Source organism: Thermosyntropha tengcongensis, assembly GCF_055381335.1.
In genome coordinates this window covers 2,218,344-2,238,000 of sequence record NZ_AP042437.1, presented here as the reverse complement: position 1 = coordinate 2,238,000, position 19,657 = coordinate 2,218,344, and the positions used below count along the sequence as shown (strand labels likewise).

Below are 19,657 nucleotides of genomic sequence, written 5' to 3'. Positions count from 1 at the left end.
CAACTCCCCTTTCTTTATCTTTAGTAATTATCTAGTACAAATTGCTGGGCAGTTTTAACCCCTTGACCCATATCCAGATCAAATCCCAGTTCCTTTAATGTTATTTCCAAAGCTGCTATAACTGCTAAAAGATCAAGTTCCCTTACATATCCAAGATGCCCTATGCGGAAAATAACATCATTAAGGCTCTGCTGCCCTCCAGCCAGGACTATATTAAATTTTTCCAGCATATACTGGCGAATCTTATTGGCACCAATATTTTCCGGAGCGATAACTGCAGTTCCTGCTGTAGAGGCATTTTTATCATCAGCCAGCAGTTTTAAGCCCATGGCTTTTATGCTTTTTCTTACCATATCCCGATAATTGCGGTGCCTTTTTAAAATATTTTCCAATCCCTCTTCCTTCATCATGCGCAGAGCTTCCTGCATGCCGTAGTATATAGATATAGGAGGAGTAACCGGATTCTGTCCTTTTTCAAGATATTCCAGGCCCAAATCTATATCCCAGTAAAACTTGGGAGCTTTAGATTTTTTATAGGCTGCATAAGCCCTGTCATTAAAAGCTAAAAAGGCAAGGCCTGGCGGAACCATGAAAGCTTTCTGCGATCCACTTACAGCTACATCTATTCCCCATTCATCCATCCTAAGGTCCACGGCAGCCAAGCCGCTTACTGCATCTACCAGGAATAAAGCGGGGTGATCGCCAGCTGCCTCTTTGATAGCCTTAAGATCGTTGAAAACACAGGTAGAAGTCTCATTGTGGGTAATAAGCACTGCTTTTATTTCCCCATTTACATCTTTCTTAAGCCTTTCCCCTATGATAGAAGGATCAGCAGCTTCTCCCCAGGGGAAGTCAATCTTTTCTACCTTAGCTCCAAAATTGCTGGCAATAGCTGCAAAACGGTCGCCGAAAACTCCTATAGAAACAGCCAGAACTCTATCTCCCGGTGAAATAAAGTTTACTACTGCTGCTTCTAACCCTCCTGTACCTGAAGAAGGATAGATAAGAACATGATGTTTAGTCCGGTAAATCTCTTTTACCCCTTCAGTCACTTCCAGCAGAATTTCCCTAAACTCAGGCCCCCGATGGTTAATAAGGGGTCTTCCCATAGCTCTTATAATCCTGTTCGGCAGAGGAGTAGGCCCAGGAAGCAGCAGGTACTGTTCTCCTGTCATCAAAAAATACCTCCTTCATCAAACACATTATAAAAAACATTAATCCCTGTATACACTTATTTCTATATATAAAAAAGCCTCTCTATCCCATATAAGGGACGAGAGACTGTTTCCCGCGTTGCCACCCTAATTGACACAAAATGTGTCCACCTCATAGATTATAACGGTATTACCGGTACTGCTTTTAACAGCCTGCTCCCGGGGTGGATTCAAATTGACGCTGCACTGGTTCGCACCATCCACCAGCTCTCTTGACCAGCTATCAATTCTACTATTCCCGTTCACCGCTTTTATCTATATTTAGTTTGACTAAAATTATATTATATATTTTATTCTTTAGCAAGATTTTACTAACATAATTCTACAAAATATTTGTGCAATCTTAAATCATCTGTAAGTTCGGGATGGAAAGAAGTAGCCAGAAGCTTTCCCTGTTTTACCATAACTATTTTATCATCATGTACACATAATACTTCTGCTTCTCCCCATACCTTTTCTACATAAGGAGCCCTTATAAAAACCCCTCTTATTTTACCAACACCTTTTATATCAAGTTCGGTTTCAAAACTGTCCACCTGTCTTCCATAAGCATTGCGCTTTACCTTTATATCCATAAGTTTGAGCCACGGCTCGTCCTGGTCAAGTTCTTTGGCCAGCAGTATCATGCCGGCACAGGTACCCCAAACCGGCATTCCTTCCTGTACCCTTTTGAGTATTTTAGCATCAATGCCGTACTCTCTCATCAAACGGCCGATAGTGGTACTTTCTCCTCCCGGAATGATAAGTCCATCTATATCATCCATCTCTTCTGCTTTTCTTATCTGCACTGCCTCAACTCCACATTTTTTAAGACAGGCCTCATGCTCAATAAATGCTCCCTGCAGAGCCAAAACCCCTATTTTTTTACCAGCCACGATCCTGCATCCTTTCTTCTGGTCTTATTGTACTTATGTCAATACCTACCATAGGTTCACCCAGATCTTCTGATATTTCTGCCAGCACCTGCGGATCGTTATAGTAGGTAGTAGCTGCCACTATAGCTCTGGCCCTCTTCATAGGATCACCTGACTTGAATATGCCGGATCCTACGAATATGCCGTCACATCCGAGCTGCATCATGAGAGCAGCATCCGCTGGGGTAGCTATTCCACCTGCAGCAAAGTTTACTACCGGAAGGCGGCCTAATCTTTTAACTTCTACCACCAGTTCATAAGGAGCCTGCAATTCTTTGGCAGCAGTCATAAGTTCATCATCAGGCAGATTACATACCCATCTTATTTCATCATTTACCTGTCTTATATGCCTTACGGCTTCTACTACATTACCGGTACCAGGTTCGCCTTTAGTCCTGATCATGGCAGCCCCTTCCCCTATGCGGCGCAAGGCTTCTCCCAGATTTCTTGCCCCACAAACAAAGGGAACCTTAAACATATGCTTGTTCACATGATACTTATCATCAGCAGGAGTTAAAACTTCACTCTCATCTATATAATCTACCCCTAATGCTTCCAGTATCTGGGCTTCTACAAAATGTCCTATGCGGCATTTAGCCATAACCGGTATAGTAACAGCATCCATTATCCTTTTTATAACAGACGGATCAGCCATCCTGGCTATTCCTCCTGCTGCCCTTATATCAGCAGGAACCCTTTCCAAGGCCATAACTGCGCACGCCCCGGCTTTTTCTGCTATTTTAGCCTGTTCGGGAGTAGTTACATCCATAATAACTCCGCCTTTTAACATCTGTGCCAAACCTGCTTTTACCGTAAAGGTTCCTTTCTCTATCATTTTTTTAGCCTCCTATACAAATTCCTTAACCAAAATAGCATGTTGCAATTTTATACTAAAATATAATTATAGTGTAAATTTTTTTTAAAATGGTAGTCATAAAAAAATATTATTATTCTTCCTTCTCCACTCTAAACCTGGCCAAACTTGCCACCCGGTCATTTTCATTAAGGCGCATAAGAAGCACACCCCGGGAATAGCGCTTCTGAACAGATATATCTTCGGTTTCCAGACGGATTATATGCCCTTCTTCTGTTAGAATCATCAATTCTTCGCCTTCGGTTACTATCTTGAAAGCTACCAGGAGTCCGTTTTTATTATTTACGGCTATAGATTTAAGCCCCTTTCCTCCTCGGTTCTGCACTCTGAATTCAGCAAGTTCCGTACGTTTGCCATATCCTTTTTCGGTAACAAAAAGAGCATAAGCATTTTCGCGGTATTTATCGATACCTACCACATAATCATCCGGATCAAGGCTTATAGCCTTTACTCCTGCTGCTGTCCTTCCCATCGGGCGCACCTTTTCTTCGCCAAATATTATGGACATCCCCTGGGCGGTAGCCAGCATTATTTTTTCCTCTTCTTTTACCCTTACTACCCCTACCAGTTCATCACCATCATGCAGGTTTATGGCAATGATGCCATTTCTCCTTATGTTGGCCAGAGCAGAAAGAGGAAGTTTTTTAATAATACCATGTTTGGTAACCATAACAAGATAAGTCTTGCTGTTTAAATCCCTGGCTGCCACAATGGTAGTTACCCTTTCATCACCTTTGACATCTATATAATTTATAAGTGGCATACCCTTGGCCTGCCTGGATGCTTCCTGTATCTGATACGCCTTGCAGGAAAATACACGCCCCTGATTGGTAAAAAACAGAATATCATTGAGAACACTGGTAACTATTACGTGACTTGCGAAATCTTCCGTACGGGTAGCAGCTGCGGTTATACCTTTCCCGCCTCTCTTCTGGGCTTTATACACATCAAGGGGCTGCCTTTTTATATAGCCGCGGTTGCTCAGTGTTATTACCACTTCACTGTCTTCAATCAAGTCTTCCACCTTGTAGTCGCTCGTCTGGTAACATATCTCCGTTCTTCTCTCATCGCCATATTTTTCTTTAATATCATCCAGATCTTCTTTTATTATGGCATTTACCCTTTCCGGGCGGGACAGTATGTCTTCATAGTCGGCTATCCTGGCTTTGAGTTCGTCATATTCCTCTTTGAGCTTACCCCTTTCTAAATTGGTAAGCTGTACCAGGCGCATATCCAAAATGGCATTGGCCTGCACTTCAGTAAAGCCAAAATTTTCTATGAGGTTGTTTTTAGCCTCTTCCCGGTCTTTGCTGCTTCTTATAATTTCAATAATTTTGTCCAGATAATCAAGGGCTTTGAGCAGGCCTTCCACTATATGCAGCCGTTCTTCTGCTTTTTTCAGGTCAAATCTGGTTCTTCTTTCTATTACTTCCCGCCGGTGTTCCAAATAATACTCTATTATTTCTTTAAGGTTTAATATCTTGGGTTCCCCGTTTTTAAGCCCCAGCATTATGATGCCAAAGCTCTCTTCCAGCTGGGTATGTTTAAAAAGCTTGTTTACTATAACATTAGCATTAGCATCTTTCTTGACTTCTATGACTATACGTATCCCCTGGCGGTTAGATTCATCCCTGAGGTCAACAATGCCGTCTATCTTTTTATCTCTTACCAGTTCGGCTATTTTTTCCACCAATCTTGCTTTATTTACCTGATAGGGGATTTCAGTTATAACAATAGCGTTTTTGCCGCCTTTTTTCTCCTCAATAGTGTAGCGGGCCCTTATCTTTATACTTCCCCTACCGGTGCGGTAAGCGTCCTTTATGCCTTTATCCCCCATAATTATTCCGGCGGTCGGGAAATCAGGGCCTTTTATCTTTTTCATTATCTCTTCAATTGATACATCGGGATTATCTATAACCAGTTTTATACCTTCCACCACTTCACTCAAGTTGTGGGGAGGTATATTGGTGGCCATACCGACAGCTATCCCGGAAGAGCCATTTATAAGAAGATTAGGTATTCTGGCCGGGAGAACCTGGGGCTCCAGCCGGGAATCATCATAATTGGGCCTGAAGTCTACGGTATCTTTTTCTATATCCCTTAACATCTCCAGGGCAATCCTGGACATGCGGCTTTCCGTATAACGCATGGCAGCAGCGGAATCACCGTCAATGGAACCGAAATTGCCGTGGCCGTCAATTAAAGGATAGCGCATGACAAAATCCTGGGCCATTTTTACCATAGTCTCATAAATGGCTGCGTCTCCGTGGGGATGGTATTTACCCATTACTTCCCCTACAATGTGGGCTGATTTTTTATGTGGCTTGTCATGGGTCATGCCCTGGTCATAAAGGGCATATAAAATACGCCGGTGCACCGGCTTTAAACCATCCCGAAAATCAGGAATAGCGCGGGATACAATGACGCTCATGGAATATTCCAGGAACGATTTTTTTACTTCTTTTTCTATATCAACTGGTATTACCCTTTCAAAAAGGCTTTCCTGTGGCAATATTTTTCACCCCGCTTTATATATCCAGATTAGTCACATACCGGGCATTAGCCTGTATAAACTCACGCCTGGGCTCTACATCTTCTCCCATCAGATCAGAGAATATACGGTCTGCCTCTATGGCATCTTCAATGGTAACCTTGAGAACAGTCCTCTTTTCAGGATTCATGGTAGTTTCCCAAAGCTGTTCGGGATCCATTTCCCCCAAACCTTTATACCTCTGAATTGACCATTTTTTGTCCGATTTCTTGAGAAACTCCTGCAGTTCTTCTTCGGAATGAAAATAGTGTATTTCATTGCCCCTTTTGGCTCCATAAAGGGGAGGCTGGGCAATATAGATATACCCCTGTTTTATAAGTTCTCTCATATACCGGTAGAAGAAAGTCAAAAGGAGCACCCTTATATGAGATCCGTCTACATCAGCGTCAGTCATGATAAAAATCTTGTGGTAGCGCGCTTTTTTTATGTCAAAATCATCGTCTATTCCTGTGCCAATAGCGGTAATAAGGGCTTTTATTTCCTCATTAGACAAAACCTTGTCCAATCGTGATTTTTGCACATTAAGTATCTTGCCCCTCAAAGGGAGTATGGCCTGATTGTTTCTATCCCTTCCCTGTTTGGCAGAACCGCCAGCCGAATCACCCTCGACAATAAATAACTCGCTTTCCGCTGGATTTTTGTTGCTGCAGTCAGCAAGTTTCCCCGGCAGGGAGGTTATTTCCAGGGCACTTTTGCGCCTGGTCAATTCACGGGCTTTTTTGGCTGCTTCCCGGGCCCTGCGGGCAGTGACTGCCTTTTCAATTATCTTTCTGGCAATAGAAGGATGGTGATTAAGATAGTCTTCCACATTTTCATAAACTACATTTTCCACGATTGTCCGCACCTGGGTGTTGCCAAGCTTGGTTTTGGTCTGTCCCTCAAACTGGGGCTCTTTTACCAGCACCAGAATAACGGCTACTATTCCTTCCCTTATGTCTTCCCCGGAAAGATTAGCCTCATTTTCTTTTAAAATCCCATTCTTGCGGGCGTAATCGTTGATAACCCTGGTTAATCCGTTTTTAAAGCCCAGTTCGTGGGTTCCTCCCTCTTCTGTGCGGATATTGTTTACAAAAGAATATATGCTGTCATTATAGCCCGTGTTGTACTGGATAGCTACTTTCACATAGACATCTTCCCTTTTTTCTTCAAAAAATATAATCTCATCATTTATAACTTCTTTGTTCTTGTTTAAATAGGCTACAAAATCTTTAAGCCCGTCGCTGTATTGAAATGTCCTTACATAATCTTCCCTTTCGTCTACAAACTCTATGGTGATTCCCCGGTTTAAAAATGCAAGCTCGCGCAGGCGCTGAATTATTATCTCTTTATCAAAGACGGTTTCTTCAAAAATCTGGTCATCAGGCAGAAAATGAATAATAGTTCCAGTATCCTCGGCAGTGCCTGTTTCATGTACTTCATTTAGAGGTTTGCCCCGCTTATAATCCTGTTCATATATTTTTCCATTTCTCTTTACTGTAACTTTCATTTTCTTGGACAGGGCATTTACTACCGAAAGGCCTACTCCATGCAGACCTCCCGAGGTGCTGTAGTTGGTACCGCTGAATTTGCCACCTGAATGCAAGGTAGTCATAATGACTTCCAGGGCAGATTTTCCCATCAGGGGATGAATATCTACTGGAATACCTCTTCCATTGTCTATTACCGTTACACTGTTGTCTTTATGGATGATTACTTTTATATAGTTGCAGTGGCCGTCTACAGCTTCATCAATACTGTTGTCTACAATTTCAAAGACCAGGTGATGAAGTCCTCTAGGACCGGTAGATCCTATGTACATACCTGGTCTTTTCCTTACTGCCTCAAGCCCTTCTAAAACCTGGATATCAGAAGCAGTGTAGCTGCTGTTTTTTCTGCTCAAAATTTAAACCCCCTTATGGTAATTGGCTATCCGCTTATAAATAGTGGTGGAAGATATGGGTGATATATAAACACAGTTATCACATATTATCATAGATTTCTTTTTTTCTTCACCTGCTACATATACTATCTTTTTTTCGTTAATAGCTATCTGGATAATATCTTCCAAATCTTCCGACACAGGTGGCTCGATATTTATTATGGCAATTATGTCCCGGGCAGAAATAATATAGTTATTGCCTAAATGCACATACATAAAGATGCCCCTTTCACAAGACGCTGCCGTTTTCTACATGGAAAACGGCAGATTTCTCTGCATCAATGTCGTCTATATTGACTGCCGTCATAAAAGTTTGAAAATTTGCCTCACTTAAATATTTTATCAAAAGATTTCTCTTATCGTAATCAAGTTCAGACAATACTTCATCCAGGAGAAAAAGGGGATAAAAACCTTTTATCCTGTAAAAAGTCTGCATCTCAGCTATTTTTAAAGCAATGACCAGGTTTCTCTGCTGTCCCTGGGAAGCAAAGAAACGCGCTAATTTATTATCGTAGTAAAAGTTCAAGTCGTCAAGATGAGGGCCTATTAAGGTGTTTTTTCTTGTAAATTCCTGCTCTTTTATTCTCGTCATTTCTTCGTTCATTCTCTCTCTTAAAACGGCCAGATTTATTTTATCGTCATGGATAGGAAAAGACAGCGCATATTTTATCTTAATATCAGATGGTTCCCGGTTTAATTTAAAAAATATATCCTTTACCTCTTTTTCGAGAAGGTTTACAAAATTTATGCGCTGCATGATTATCCGGCAGCTTTTTTCTATAAATATCCCGTTTATTATATCCAGGGTTTTATTATCTCCTGGTTTATTTTTAAGGATTAAATTTCTCCTTTTTAATATTTTTCCATATTCTTCTATCAAGTATGCATATTCTTCTGATATTTGCTTAAGGATAAAATCCAAAAAATGACGGCGTTTGCCTGGTGAACCTTTTACAAGATAGAGGTCATCAGGAACGAATAATACCACTTTTGGAATATAGGGATTTTTGCGCAAGGCCTTCTTTTTGTTTATGAGCATTTCCCTGGTTTTATTTCTGTGATAGGACAGACTTATTTCCATATCCTTTTCCTGTATGACATATCTGGCCCTGATGTTGAATGATTCTGAATCGTAATTTACCAGATGTTCGTAATTACTTGAGCGGAAAGAATTGTTTCCGCTCAATACATAGATGGCCTCCAGAATATTAGTTTTTCCCTGGCCGTTATCTCCAGTGAAGATGTTTAAGGTGTTTATTTTTTCTTCTGGTATATAAATATCTTTTATATTACGAAAGTTTTTTATTAGAAGGCTCTTTACTCTCAAGGCTTATACATCTCGCTTTTTAGTTGCTGGTTCTTAAGGGCACAATTACATACAGATAGTTGTCCTTTTCCGGATTGGTTATCAAAGCAGGGCTTAAGCTTCCAGAAAATTTCAGGTTTACAGTCTCTCCTTCTCCTGCATATATCTTGGCAATATCTAAGAGATAGCTGGTGTTGAAAACTATCTTAAAAGGCGATTCTCCCTTTATTTCTACCCCATCGATAACTTCGATTATTTCTCCCATTATTTCTGAATAAGTCTTAAATACTGCCTCATTATCGTTAAGATAGATTTGTACCTGCGGGATTTTTATCTTGTCGTCTGTAGGCATTATTCTGGCTCTTTCCAGAGCAGTAGTAAATTTATAGGCATCTATATTGACTTCGGTTTTAAAACTGCCCGGAATAACCTGGTTGTAGTTTGGATACTGCCCTTCGATTAGCCTTGAAATTAACAAAAAACCCGGTTTTTGGAATACAACATGGTTTTCGCTCATACATATGGAAATGGGATCTTCGCTGTCTTCTATTACTCTCAGCACTTCGTTTACAGTGCGGATAGGGATTATAAAGCTTATGGGTTCTAAGTTTTTTTCTTCCAGCATATAGGTATACTGGGTGAGGCGGTGAGTGTCAGAAGCTACTATTTTCACTACTCCACCTTCCAGTATATCAAAGAGAACTCCGGTAAATACCTGGCGGAAGTGGTTATGGGCAGCAGCAAAGGCTGTTTTCTTCAGGGCTTCTCTCAGTATTTTTTGGGGAAGGGCTATCTTTTCTTCCATTTCTTTTACCGGGAGTCCTGGATATTCCTGGTTGTCATATATATTTATATGGCCGGTGGAGCGACCGTAGTTTATGTCCAGCTTGGATGTTTCGCGGTTTAAACTTATTGTTACGGTAGAGTCTGGCAACAGTTTTATAAAATCTGAGAAGTACTGGGCATTCACTAGTACGGTTCCTTCTTCGATTATGTCAACTTGGCTGGTAGATGCTTTTATACCTATTTCCATGTCGGTAGCTGTCATGGTCAGCCCTTTTTCCTTATTTGCTTCTATGAGGATTCCTGATAGGGCTGGGATAGTTGCCTTATTTGATGCTGCCCGGTGTACCAGGGTAGTTATGGTAGATAATTCGCCTTTTTCGATGATAAATTTCATCTTTTGGACCTCCGCTCTTTTATTTTTGTTTATTCTTTATAAGAAAGGCAGCAGTAATAGCAGTAAGTGCGTTTAATATGTGGATAAGCCGTGTTTTCTCTTTTATTTTGGCTTTTTTAAAGTTGATAAGCCTGTTTATAACTTAATCGTTTAGGATGTATGGTTGGGATCAATTTTTTTGCAGAGTTCATTTATTGTTTTTCTGAGTTCCTGGTCGTGCATCATGTCTTTTTCTACTTTTTCGAAGGCATGCAGCACGGTGGTATGGTCGCGTCCGCCGAACTGTTCGCCTATTTGGGGATAGGAAGCATCAGTAAGTTTGCGGCAGAGGTACATGGCTATCTGCCGGGGATATACCAGCTGTTTGTTGCGTTTTTTAGATAAGAGTTCATTTGCTGATATGCCGTAATATTCAGCTACTATTTTCTGTATGTTTTCGATAGTTATCTTTTTTGGCCTTGGTGAAGGCAGTATATCTTTTAATGCTTCGGCGGCGGTATTGATATTTATAGGTTTATTGTTCAGGGTGGCATAAGCTATCAGGCGGATTAAAGCCCCTTCCAGTTCGCGGATGTTGGAATCTATATAGTTGGCTATATAATCCAGCACGTCGTAAGGGATATCCAGGTTTTCATTTTGGGCTTTTTTGCGCAGAATAGCTATGCGAGTTTCCAGATCCGGCGGCTGGATGTCAGTAATAAGCCCCCACTCAAAGCGAGAACGCAGCCTGTCTTCCAGGGTAGGTATGCTGCGCGGAGGACGGTCGCTTGAGATAACCAGCTGTTTATTAGCTTCATAAAGTGAATTAAAGGTATGGAAAAACTCCTCCTGGGTTCTTTCCTTACCGGCCAGGAATTGAATATCATCTATGAGCAGAACATCAATATTGCGGTATTTCTGCCTGAAACCGGAAGTATTGTCATCTTTTATGGACATTATAAGCTCATTGGTGAACTGTTCGGAAGAAACATACATTACTGACATTCCCGGATACTTGGATAATATATGATGTCCTATAGCATGCATAAGGTGTGTCTTGCCCAGGCCTACCCCTCCGTAGATGAAAAGGGGATTATAGGCTTTAGCTGGTGCTTCACCTACCGCGTAGCAGGCAGCATGAGCGAAACGGTTGCTGTTGCCTACCACAAAAGAATCGAATGTGTATTTGGGATTAAGGTTGGAACTGCGGTTTTCCTTTTCTATTATATTGTCTGTGGATAATATAAGGGTTATATTTTGTCCGGTAAGAGAGCGGAATTTATTTTCAATGAGGTCGGAATATTTGAGCTCTATCCATTCTTTAGTCAGATTATTGGGGACATTTACATATACCTTATTATTCCTGTAGCCTATAAACCTGGCCATAGGAAACCAGATGTCAAAACTTATTTCCCCTATTTCCAGTTTTATTTCTTCCAGGACTTTATTCCAAATAGCTTTAAAGTCGGCAGTATTTTGAGACATTTCTTGAAGCCTCCTGTGTATTTGTGGAAAAAAATATTTTACATGTACTTATAAAGCTGTGGATATCTTGACAAGTTTCAATGATATATGAAAATCCTGTGAAAAACAACTGTGTTTTTTGTTTATAATTATTAATGTAGTATAATTATGATACCAGATGCATGTTAAAAATAGAAGTATTTAGAAAACCGCAAAATCTTGACATGATTCCCTGGCAGTAAATATAATAATATAGTATTGGAAAAATTAAGGGAGGCGGCAAGGATATGAAGAGGACTTATCAACCTAAAAACCGGCAGAGAAAGAAAGAACATGGCTTTAGAAAGAGAATGGCTACCAAAAATGGCAGAAAGATCTTAGCCAACCGCAGAAGAAAAGGAAGAAAAAAATTATCTGCATAGGGTCGTTAAGGCGACCTTTTATTTTACTTATTGAAAAATTTGGCTAAAATATTATTTAGATGCTCTTGCCTGGTGGAAAGGTATTTTTATGCTTAAGAGAGAATTAAGAATAAATAAGGGTAAAGATTATAAGCTTATATATGAAAAAGGTAAAAAGTTTTCCGGAAAGTATGTAATTATATATGTAAAGGAAAATAATCTTGGATATAACCGGTTTGGCTTTGTAGTAAGCAAAAAGATAGGTAATGCAGTAGTACGCAACCGGGTGAAAAGACAGTTAAGATCCATTGTAAACAGGGAAAAAGCTAACCTTAACGGGAGTTCTGATGTCGTAATAATTTGTCGCCATAACCTGAAGGGATATACTTTTGATCTTTTGCATAAGGATATAACCAATATTTTAAAGAAGGCTGGTTTGATGTGCAAAGGTTAATGATTTTTTTAATAAAAGTTTACCAAAAAGTATCCCTGTTTAAAAAACCTTCGTGCCGTTTTTATCCTTCCTGTTCCAACTATGCCATAGAAGCCATCGAAAAATACGGCGCTTTAAAAGGAGGATGGTTGGCTGCAAGAAGAATTTTAAGATGTCATCCATTTCATCCGGGAGGATATGACCCGGTACCTTAAAAGGGCAGTTTTTAGATAATAAGGGAGGTGACTACCTGCTATCGGTTATTTGCGATATGCAGGGTAAATTTTGTGGCAAGCTTTTGTGCAGTGGTTTACTAATTTTATTGAGTTCATGTATGGGGTAACCATAAAAATAGGCCTGCCTAACTATGGCCTGGCCATTATTTTGATGACTATCGTCATTAAGCTGGTACTTTTCCCTTTAACCCAGAAACAGTTAAAATCCATGCGGGCCATGCAGGAGCTGCAGCCAAAATTGAAGTACATACAGGAAAAATATCAGGATGATCCGCAGAAGATGCAGGCCAAGGTAATGGAACTTTACCGTGAACATGGAGTTAATCCTTTTGGCGGCTGTCTGCCACTGCTTATACAGATGCCTATTTTTATCGCTTTTTATCAATCACTGTATAATTTTAAGTTTACGGTAGCAGAACATGCTGCTTTTCTAGGGGTTCCTAATATAAGCAAAACTGCCTGGTATTTTGTAACCCATGGGGATCCGATAGCCATATATCTGCCTATTCTGGCTGGTTTGACTACTTATATACAGCAGAAGGTATCTATGGTTAATACTGATGATCCAACCCAAAAATCTATGCTCTATTTCATGCCACTTTTTATGGCCTGGATTGCTACTACTTTACCGGCAGGGCTGCCCATTTACTGGATAATGTTTAATATTCTGGGTATTTTGCAGCAGCTGTATGTCAACAAATCAAGTGCCAAAACTGCTCTTGATAAATAAGGAGATTAAAAGCACGAAGGTAACCAAAAGCAGGGGGGAAAAGGAGGAAAAGTTAAGATGGGACTCCAGACCGTAGAGAAAAAAGGGAGAACTATTGATGAAGCTATTAAAGCTGCTCTGGATGAATTAAACTGCAGTATTGATGATGTTACGGTCGAAGTTTTGGAAGAACCAGGCAAAGGGCTTTTGGGATTAGTGAAGAAACCAGCCTTGGTAAGGGTAACTTTAAAAGAAAAGCCGGAAAAAGAAGTATGTGCGGTAGTAGAAGAAATATTGGATAAGATGGGGCTTTACTGCAAGGTGGAAAGTGCTGAGTTTACCGGTGATACAGTAAGAATTAACCTTTCCGGTAAAGACATGGGACTTGTTATAGGACATAAAGGAGAAACTCTGGATGCTTTGCAGTTCATAGTCGGTTTAATGATAAATAAAAAGCGGGAAGAAAAGATAAGAGTAGTTATTGATGTGGAAAACTACCGCAAGAAAAAGGAAGAATCATTGGAAGCGTTAGCTTTGCGGCTTTCTGATAAGGTCAAAAAGACTAAAAAGCAGATTGTCATGCGGCCTATGACTTCCCAGGAAAGGCGGATTATTCATACTGTACTGCAAAGCGATCCCATGATTACCACTTATTCGATGGGAGATGAACCTAACCGCAAAGTAGTTATAGCCCTGAAAAAATAAGAAAGTTTAAAAAAGACCCTGCGGGGTCTTTTTTAATTAATATTTAAGCGGGAGGATATTTTTAAAAAAGGGATTATTTTGGTATCATACATAATAAAACGGAAAAAAGAAGTGGTGTGGTTTTGTATGTATATAAATGATGATATTGCTGCTATAGCTACTCCTCCGGGAGAAGGAGGCATCGCTATTGTAAGGCTCAGCGGAAGCGGGGTTATAGAAAAGATAGGCCGTATTTTTAAGCCTTATAATAAAGGGGTGGATGTAACCAAAAAACCTGGCTATACCCTTACGCTGGGCTGGATAGTAGATGAAAAAGGAGAGTATATAGACGAGGTTCTGGTTTCCATAATGCGTTCCCCTAAAAGCTATACCGGAGAAGATGTGGTGGAAATAAACTGCCACGGAGGTGTTTTATCGGCCAGAAAATGCCTGGAAGAAGTTCTGAAAAATGATATAAGGCTGGCCGAGCCGGGAGAATTCACGCGAAGGGCCTTTCTTAACGGAAGGATAGATATGAGCCAGGCGGAAGCAGTTATTGAAGTTATAAGGGCTAAAAGCGAAAAAGCCTTAAAACTGGCGCTGAAACAGCTCAAAGGAGAAAATAAAGCGGATTTTGAATACCTGGAAGATGAGCTTACTTCGATTAATGCAGCCGTGGAGGCCAGCATAGATTTTCCTGATGAAGTGGGAGAACCTGACTATGGGGAACTGGAAGACAGATTATATAAAGTTAAAGTGGCTGTGGAAAAGTTTATAGAAAGGGCTAAAATGGGCGATATATACCGGGAAGGAATCTCTATTGCCATCGTGGGAAAGCCTAATGTAGGAAAATCAAGCCTTCTTAATGCCCTTTTGCGCAAGGAAAAAGCCATAGTTACGGATATACCCGGCACTACCAGGGATGTAATTGAAGATTATATAAATATGGACGGCATACCGGCAAGGATTATGGACACCGCAGGTATAAGGGAAACCGAAGATATAGTGGAAAAAATAGGGGTGGAAAAGTCAAGCCAGGCTATAAAGGAGGCAGATCTGGTAATTTTTCTCCTGGATGTGGCAAGCGGGATAACTGAAGAAGATATGCGTATTTATCAAAAACTGGATAAAGATAAACTTATTGTGCTGGTAAACAAGGAGGATCTGGAAGAAAAGAATATAAGCGAAGAAGAACTGGAGGATCTTTTTAAAGGCGTAAGGGTAATACGCGGATCAGTAAAGGAAAAAACCGGGCTTGAAGAATTGAAAAACAGCATAAAAGAAATGGTTACTGAAGGCAGAGGCATTTATGACGGAAGTGAAATAATATTTAACATAAGGCAAAAGATGGCTTTGGATAAAGCCAGGGAGCATATAGAATCGGCTTTGCAGGATCTTGGAAAAGTGCCGCTTGACTGTTTGGCTGTTGATATAAGAGGGGCTTTGGAGTCTCTGGGAGAAATTACCGGAAAGAATATAAAAGAAGAAGTGCTTAATCGCATCTTCCGCGATTTTTGTATAGGAAAATAATTTTAACCGGTGAGAGACGATGATTTCTCACCATGCTTAAGAAGGGGGATTATATGGTTATCTATGATGCAGGAACTTATGATGTGATAGTTATAGGAGGGGGACATGCTGGGTGTGAGGCTGCTCTGGCAGCTGCCCGCATGGGAGTAAAAACGCTTTTGCTTACTTTGAGCATGGAAAATATTGCTTTAATGCCCTGTAACCCTTCCATAGGAGGCCCTGCCAAATCACAGCTGGTAAGGGAGATTGACGCTCTGGGAGGGGAAATGGCTAAAAATATCGATAAATCCCATCTGCAGATGCGCATGATTAATACCGGTAAAGGGCCTGCCGTGCAGGCACTGCGGGCGCAGGCTGACAAGGCAGAATATCACAGGGAAATGCTTAAAACCCTTTTGCGCCAGCCTAACCTGGATGTGGCCATGGCTGAGGTGGAAAGGATTGAAACTGCCAATAAAAAGGTTACCGGGGTAATAACCAGAACGGGTGCCAGGTATAACTGCCGGGCGGTAGTGGTAACCTCCGGCACTTATCTTAAGGGGCGCATAATTATTGGGGATCTGGCTTTTGACGGGGGACCCAACGGGCAGTTCCCTGCCGTTAAGCTTTCCGAGTGCCTTAAGGACTTAGGCCTTCAGCTGGGCAGGTTTAAAACCGGAACCCCACCCCGGATTGACAGAAAATCGGTTGATTTTTCCAAAATGATAGAACAGCCTGGGGATGAAAGGCCTCTAAGGTTTTCCTATATAAGTCCCCGGGTAAAAAGGCCGCAGCTTTCCTGCTGGCTCACGCACAGCAACAAGACTACTCACCAGATTGTGCTGGATAATCTGGACCGTTCCCCGCTTTTCAGCGGAATCATAAAAGGAAGAGGACCCAGGTATTGTCCTTCTTTTGAAGATAAAGTGGTGCGCTTTTCTCATAAAGAATCGCACCAGATTTTTATAGAGCCAGAAGGATGGTCAACCGATGAAATGTATGTACAGGGCATGAATACCAGTTTGCCGGAAGATGTGCAGCTTAAGGTGCTGCGCAGCATTCCTGGCCTGGAAAATGTGCGCATGATAAGGACCGGTTACGCTATTGAATATGACTATGTTATACCTTCTCAGCTGAAGCCTACTTTAGAAACTAAAGAAGTGGAAAACCTCTTTACTGCCGGACAGATTAACGGGACTTCAGGTTATGAAGAGGCAGCGGCGCAGGGGCTTATGGCTGGCATTAATGCCGCTTTAAAGGTGCAGGAAAAAGAGCCGCTTGTTTTAAAAAGGAGCGAAGCCTATATAGGGGTAATGATTGATGATCTGGTAACCGGTGATATAGATGAGCCTTACCGGCTGCTGACATCCCGCGCTGAATATCGCCTGGTTTTAAGGCAGGATAACGCTGATCTTCGCTTAACCGAGATTGGACGCCGGATAGGGCTGGTTGATGATTACCGCTGGCGCATATTTAATGAAAAAAGGGATGAACTGGAAAGAGAGATAGCCAGACTGAAAGAGACCACCTTTACCCCTTCTGATGAAAAAATGGAAGCGTTTTTGCTTTCCCGCAATACTTCCCCCTTGAGGGATCGGGTGAGCCTGTGGGAAATCCTTAAGCGCCCGGAGATAAAAATAGCTGATCTGGTAGAAGAAGGATGGGTAGAGGATAAGGATATTGATATCCTGGAACAGCTGGAAATACAGTCTAAATACGAAGGTTATATAAAGAAACAGGAAGAACAGATAAAAAGGTTTGAAAAAATGGAAAACCGGCTTATCCCTGAAGATATAGATTATGATGAAGTCTATGGCTTATCCAATGAGGCGCTGCAAAAGCTTAAGAAGATAAGGCCGGTATCAATCGGGCAGGCTTCCCGCATTTCCGGGGTCAATCCGGCAGATATAAATGTTTTGCTTATTTTTTTAGAGAAAAAAAGAAGGAAATAAGTGATTTATATGGAATATATTGTTAATAAATACAAAGAATTACTGATAGAGGAAAATAAAAAACACAACCTTATAAGCCGCAGAATGGAACAGGATGAACTTGACGGGCATATTAAAGACTCCCTTGCGATTTTGGACTTTACGAGCCTGGCCGGGAAGGGGGTTGATATTGGCAGTGGTGCAGGATTTCCCGGGCTTATTTTGGCTATTTATTGCCCGGAGGTTTTATTTTGGCTTATTGAATCCGATATGAAAAAAAGCATGTTTCTTGAAAAAGCATGTGCCGAGTGCGGTATCCGCAATGTTCAGGTTTTGCAGAAGAGAGCAGAAGAAGCAGGAAGGGACTCCCTTTTGAGAGAAGGGTTTGATTTCTGCACCAGCCGGGCAGTAGCAGCCATGAACGTTATGCTTGAATATTCCCTTCCCCTGGTTAAAAAAGGCGGGCTGGTTTTTATGTGGAAAGGACCTAAGTGGCAGGAAGAATTGAAAGAGGCGGATAATGCCTTGAAGGTCTTAGGCGGCCAGGTGATAGATGTTTATTCCTATTCTTTGCAGGACCATCAGCGATATATAGTGGTGGTGGAAAAAAAGGAGCTTACCCCGGAAAAATATCCCAGAAGGGTGGGGATACCTTCTAAAAGGCCGCTTTAAGGGGGATTTTTATGGTTATCAAATGGTTTAACAGGACAAAGGAAAGGGTAAGTGAAGAACAGGTTGTATATGTGCCCTTATCCAGGATAATAAGAAGCCCTTTTCTGGTGCGAAAGAATTTCCATGATGAAGAGATAGCTGAACTGGCACAATCTATCCGCACTTATGGGGTAATTCAGCCTGTGATACTTAGAAGACAGGGAGACCTTTATCAGCTGGTAGCTGGGGAAAGAAGGTATCAGGCCTGTCTTTTGCTGGGGCTTGCAGAAATCCCTGCTTTAATAAGGGATATGGATGATGAAAAGGCGGCTGTAGTTGCGCTTATTGAAAATCTGCAGCAAAAGGAGCTTAATTTTTTTGAAGAAGCCGGTGCTTACAGGATGTTGATGGAAGTTTTCGGTTTAGATGAAGATGAAATAGGAAGAAAGGTTGGAAAAAAAGGGAAAAGGGTAGCTGATATGCTGCAGCTTCTCAAGCTTTCCCCGGAAGTGCAGAAAAAGATAGTGCAAAATGGGATTGGCAAGCCGTATGTCCGGGTTTTGATGAAGTTAAATTCACCCCTGCTGCAGATGGATGTAATAGATGAGATAACTGCCAAAAACCTTGCGGTTCGAGAAACCGAAGAACTGGTGGAAAAATTGCTGAAGATTTCTCCTCTGCGGGGAAATCGGGATAGGTACGGGGAATCAGTTATTATCAGAGATGAGCGCATATTTTTAAACACTATAAAAGAAACGGTAAAAAGAGCAAGGCAAACCGGAATTGATATATGTATGGATGAAAACGATACAGACGAGGGCTATCAAATAGTTATAAAAATTTCCAAAAACCGGCCTTTTTTAAGAGAAATTGTAGGATAAAAAAAACCGGGGATTTATCCCCGGTTTTTTTATCTGGCAGGCATTTTGATAAATACCCCTCTTGGATCTACCTCTTTGCGCAGTATTTCAAGTACTTCGTCACTGGGTGGCTCTACGAAAGGCACTTCCTCAGGGACCAGAAGCTCAAATCCTGTGCAGGCCTGGGCAATTTCTACCGTCATGCCGGGATTCAGGGCTTTTATGCGCATGCGTTTGGTCACCGGCTCAAAATCATATACCCCTACCTGGGTGATTACTGCGATAGGACCTCCCATAAGCCCTGCTTTTTCCCGCGAATCTCCGCCGTCCAGGTAGCCGGGGGTAGTTATAAAGTCAACTCTGGCCGGGAAGCGGTCGGGGGTTTGCAGGCCTACCAGAACAGATTTCTGGGTCAGTGAGCCTATGTCGTTTCCTCCCCCGCTGCCGGGCAGGATGGATTTAAGATTTTCGTAGGATCCTATTACAGAAGTATTTACATTGCCGTACATATCGATCTGGGCGCCGCCCTGAAAAGCAATGTCTACATATCCTAATGCACACTGGCCGAAAGATACGGACATTTCCAGAGTCATGGGAGATTTGCGGTAAGTAAAGGGACATCCTACCGACCAGGGCATCTGGCCTTCCAGCGGATCCTGCCCGCCGCTTTCATAGACCAGGGTTATGTTGGGAGCATGGGTTTTTTTGGCCAGGATGGCTCCTACCATGGGAAGTCCGGTACCGACATATACTATCTGGTTGTCTTCAATCATCCTTGATATATTGTAAGCCAGCATTTCCAGCGGGTTAGGCGGTGCTACTTTACTCATCATATCCCCTCCT

General features: G+C 41.6%; 19 protein-coding genes and 1 other annotated feature. Of the genes, 9 read left to right on the top strand and 10 right to left on the bottom strand.

The features are described 5' to 3' along the window. Positions 1 to 20 precede the first annotated feature (20 nt). The 9 genes from ACZ42E_RS10890 to dnaA form a co-directional block, all read right to left on the bottom strand. Positions 21 to 1,175: a pyridoxal-phosphate-dependent aminotransferase family protein gene (locus tag ACZ42E_RS10890; protein WP_464893534.1), complete on the bottom strand. Its 1,155-nt coding sequence runs from the start codon at positions 1,173 to 1,175 to the stop codon at positions 21 to 23. Positions 1,176 to 1,266: 91 nt separating this feature from the next. Next, positions 1,267 to 1,469 (bottom strand) — a binding site (T-box leader). A gap of 56 nt (positions 1,470 to 1,525) precedes the next feature. After that, positions 1,526 to 2,089 carry a pyridoxal 5'-phosphate synthase glutaminase subunit PdxT gene (gene pdxT, locus ACZ42E_RS10885; protein WP_464892341.1) on the bottom strand — a complete coding sequence of 188 codons (564 nt, stop codon included), beginning with the start codon at positions 2,087 to 2,089 and terminating at the stop codon, positions 1,526 to 1,528. Next, entirely contained in the window at positions 2,079 to 2,963 is an 885-nt protein-coding gene (gene pdxS, locus ACZ42E_RS10880) for a pyridoxal 5'-phosphate synthase lyase subunit PdxS (RefSeq protein ID WP_464892340.1), read from the bottom strand. The genes pdxT and pdxS overlap by 11 nt, the downstream gene beginning before the upstream one ends. A gap of 112 nt (positions 2,964 to 3,075) precedes the next feature. Then, a complete protein-coding gene (gene gyrA, locus ACZ42E_RS10875) occupies positions 3,076 to 5,514 on the bottom strand; it encodes a DNA gyrase subunit A (RefSeq protein WP_464892339.1) in 2,439 nt (812 codons plus the stop codon). A gap of 16 nt (positions 5,515 to 5,530) precedes the next feature. Further along, positions 5,531 to 7,432: a DNA topoisomerase (ATP-hydrolyzing) subunit B gene (gyrB, locus tag ACZ42E_RS10870; RefSeq protein ID WP_464892338.1), complete on the bottom strand. Its 1,902-nt coding sequence runs from the start codon at positions 7,430 to 7,432 to the stop codon at positions 5,531 to 5,533. 3 nt (positions 7,433 to 7,435) lie between these two features. After that, a complete protein-coding gene (gene remB / locus ACZ42E_RS10865) occupies positions 7,436 to 7,687 on the bottom strand; it encodes an extracellular matrix regulator RemB (protein WP_464892337.1) in 252 nt (83 codons plus the stop codon). 13 nt (positions 7,688 to 7,700) lie between these two features. Beyond that, positions 7,701 to 8,798, bottom strand: coding sequence for a DNA replication/repair protein RecF (recF, locus tag ACZ42E_RS10860; RefSeq protein WP_464892336.1), 1,098 nt, complete (start codon positions 8,796 to 8,798; stop codon positions 7,701 to 7,703). A gap of 19 nt (positions 8,799 to 8,817) precedes the next feature. Continuing rightward, the gene (dnaN, locus tag ACZ42E_RS10855; protein WP_464892335.1) at positions 8,818 to 9,957 is read right to left on the bottom strand and encodes a DNA polymerase III subunit beta; all 1,140 of its coding nucleotides are present in this window, start codon (positions 9,955 to 9,957) and stop codon (positions 8,818 to 8,820) included. 150 nt (positions 9,958 to 10,107) lie between these two features. Continuing rightward, positions 10,108 to 11,421: a chromosomal replication initiator protein DnaA gene (dnaA, locus tag ACZ42E_RS10850; protein WP_464892334.1), complete on the bottom strand. Its 1,314-nt coding sequence runs from the start codon at positions 11,419 to 11,421 to the stop codon at positions 10,108 to 10,110. Positions 11,422 to 11,687: 266 nt separating this feature from the next. Between dnaA and rpmH the strand changes: the two genes are divergently transcribed. The 9 genes from rpmH to ACZ42E_RS10805 all read left to right on the top strand — a co-directional run bounded on the left by rpmH (position 11,688) and on the right by ACZ42E_RS10805 (position 18,835). Continuing rightward, on the top strand, positions 11,688 to 11,822 hold the full coding sequence (rpmH, locus tag ACZ42E_RS10845) for a 50S ribosomal protein L34 (RefSeq protein WP_464892333.1): 135 nt from the start codon (positions 11,688 to 11,690) through the stop codon (positions 11,820 to 11,822). Positions 11,823 to 11,910: 88 nt separating this feature from the next. Further along, positions 11,911 to 12,255, top strand: a complete 345-nt coding sequence (gene rnpA / locus ACZ42E_RS10840) for a ribonuclease P protein component (protein WP_464892332.1) — start codon at positions 11,911 to 11,913, stop codon at positions 12,253 to 12,255. Continuing rightward, positions 12,255 to 12,449 (top strand): membrane protein insertion efficiency factor YidD, encoded by a 195-nt coding sequence (gene yidD / locus ACZ42E_RS10835; RefSeq protein WP_464892331.1) that lies wholly within the window; start codon positions 12,255 to 12,257, stop codon positions 12,447 to 12,449. Before rnpA ends, yidD begins: the two co-directional genes overlap by 1 nt. Positions 12,450 to 12,534: 85 nt before the next feature. Next, a complete protein-coding gene (locus ACZ42E_RS10830) occupies positions 12,535 to 13,200 on the top strand; it encodes a YidC/Oxa1 family membrane protein insertase (protein ID WP_464892330.1) in 666 nt (221 codons plus the stop codon). A gap of 57 nt (positions 13,201 to 13,257) precedes the next feature. After that, positions 13,258 to 13,884: an RNA-binding cell elongation regulator Jag/EloR gene (gene jag / locus ACZ42E_RS10825; protein ID WP_464892329.1), complete on the top strand. Its 627-nt coding sequence runs from the start codon at positions 13,258 to 13,260 to the stop codon at positions 13,882 to 13,884. A 126-nt stretch (positions 13,885 to 14,010) separates the two neighbouring features. After that, on the top strand, positions 14,011 to 15,393 hold the full coding sequence (gene mnmE, locus ACZ42E_RS10820) for a tRNA uridine-5-carboxymethylaminomethyl(34) synthesis GTPase MnmE (RefSeq protein WP_464892328.1): 1,383 nt from the start codon (positions 14,011 to 14,013) through the stop codon (positions 15,391 to 15,393). 53 nt (positions 15,394 to 15,446) lie between these two features. After that, positions 15,447 to 17,324, top strand: coding sequence for a tRNA uridine-5-carboxymethylaminomethyl(34) synthesis enzyme MnmG (mnmG, locus tag ACZ42E_RS10815; protein WP_464892327.1), 1,878 nt, complete (start codon positions 15,447 to 15,449; stop codon positions 17,322 to 17,324). Positions 17,325 to 17,333: 9 nt separating this feature from the next. After that, a complete protein-coding gene (gene rsmG, locus ACZ42E_RS10810) occupies positions 17,334 to 17,975 on the top strand; it encodes a 16S rRNA (guanine(527)-N(7))-methyltransferase RsmG (RefSeq protein ID WP_464892326.1) in 642 nt (213 codons plus the stop codon). A gap of 11 nt (positions 17,976 to 17,986) precedes the next feature. Beyond that, the gene (locus ACZ42E_RS10805; RefSeq protein ID WP_464892325.1) at positions 17,987 to 18,835 is read left to right on the top strand and encodes a ParB/RepB/Spo0J family partition protein; all 849 of its coding nucleotides are present in this window, start codon (positions 17,987 to 17,989) and stop codon (positions 18,833 to 18,835) included. A 29-nt stretch (positions 18,836 to 18,864) separates the two neighbouring features. Here ACZ42E_RS10805 and ACZ42E_RS10800 read toward each other — a convergent pair whose 3' ends face one another. Then, positions 18,865 to 19,647, bottom strand: a complete 783-nt coding sequence (locus ACZ42E_RS10800) for a CoA-transferase subunit beta (RefSeq protein WP_464892324.1) — start codon at positions 19,645 to 19,647, stop codon at positions 18,865 to 18,867. Between the last annotated feature and the right edge of the window lie 10 nt (positions 19,648 to 19,657).

What these genes read in the sequence shown, in the direction of transcription:
- ACZ42E_RS10890 (WP_464893534.1), bottom strand. Translation starts at nt 1,175, where the DNA reads ATGACAGGAGAACAGTACCTGCTGCTTCCTGGGCCTACTCCTCTGCCG.
- pdxS (WP_464892340.1), bottom strand. Translation starts at nt 2,963, where the DNA reads ATGATAGAGAAAGGAACCTTTACGGTAAAAGCAGGTTTGGCACAGATG.
- remB (WP_464892337.1), bottom strand. Translation starts at nt 7,687, where the DNA reads ATGTATGTGCATTTAGGCAATAACTATATTATTTCTGCCCGGGACATA.
- dnaN (WP_464892335.1), bottom strand. Translation starts at nt 9,957, where the DNA reads ATGAAATTTATCATCGAAAAAGGCGAATTATCTACCATAACTACCCTG.
- dnaA (WP_464892334.1), bottom strand. Translation starts at nt 11,421, where the DNA reads ATGTCTCAAAATACTGCCGACTTTAAAGCTATTTGGAATAAAGTCCTG.
- rpmH (WP_464892333.1), top strand. Translation starts at nt 11,688, where the DNA reads ATGAAGAGGACTTATCAACCTAAAAACCGGCAGAGAAAGAAAGAACAT.
- rnpA (WP_464892332.1), top strand. Translation starts at nt 11,911, where the DNA reads ATGCTTAAGAGAGAATTAAGAATAAATAAGGGTAAAGATTATAAGCTT.
- yidD (WP_464892331.1), top strand. Translation starts at nt 12,255, where the DNA reads ATGATTTTTTTAATAAAAGTTTACCAAAAAGTATCCCTGTTTAAAAAA.
- jag (WP_464892329.1), top strand. Translation starts at nt 13,258, where the DNA reads ATGGGACTCCAGACCGTAGAGAAAAAAGGGAGAACTATTGATGAAGCT.
- mnmE (WP_464892328.1), top strand. Translation starts at nt 14,011, where the DNA reads ATGTATATAAATGATGATATTGCTGCTATAGCTACTCCTCCGGGAGAA.
- mnmG (WP_464892327.1), top strand. Translation starts at nt 15,447, where the DNA reads ATGGTTATCTATGATGCAGGAACTTATGATGTGATAGTTATAGGAGGG.
- rsmG (WP_464892326.1), top strand. Translation starts at nt 17,334, where the DNA reads ATGGAATATATTGTTAATAAATACAAAGAATTACTGATAGAGGAAAAT.
- ACZ42E_RS10805 (WP_464892325.1), top strand. Translation starts at nt 17,987, where the DNA reads ATGGTTATCAAATGGTTTAACAGGACAAAGGAAAGGGTAAGTGAAGAA.
- ACZ42E_RS10800 (WP_464892324.1), bottom strand. Translation starts at nt 19,647, where the DNA reads ATGATGAGTAAAGTAGCACCGCCTAACCCGCTGGAAATGCTGGCTTAC.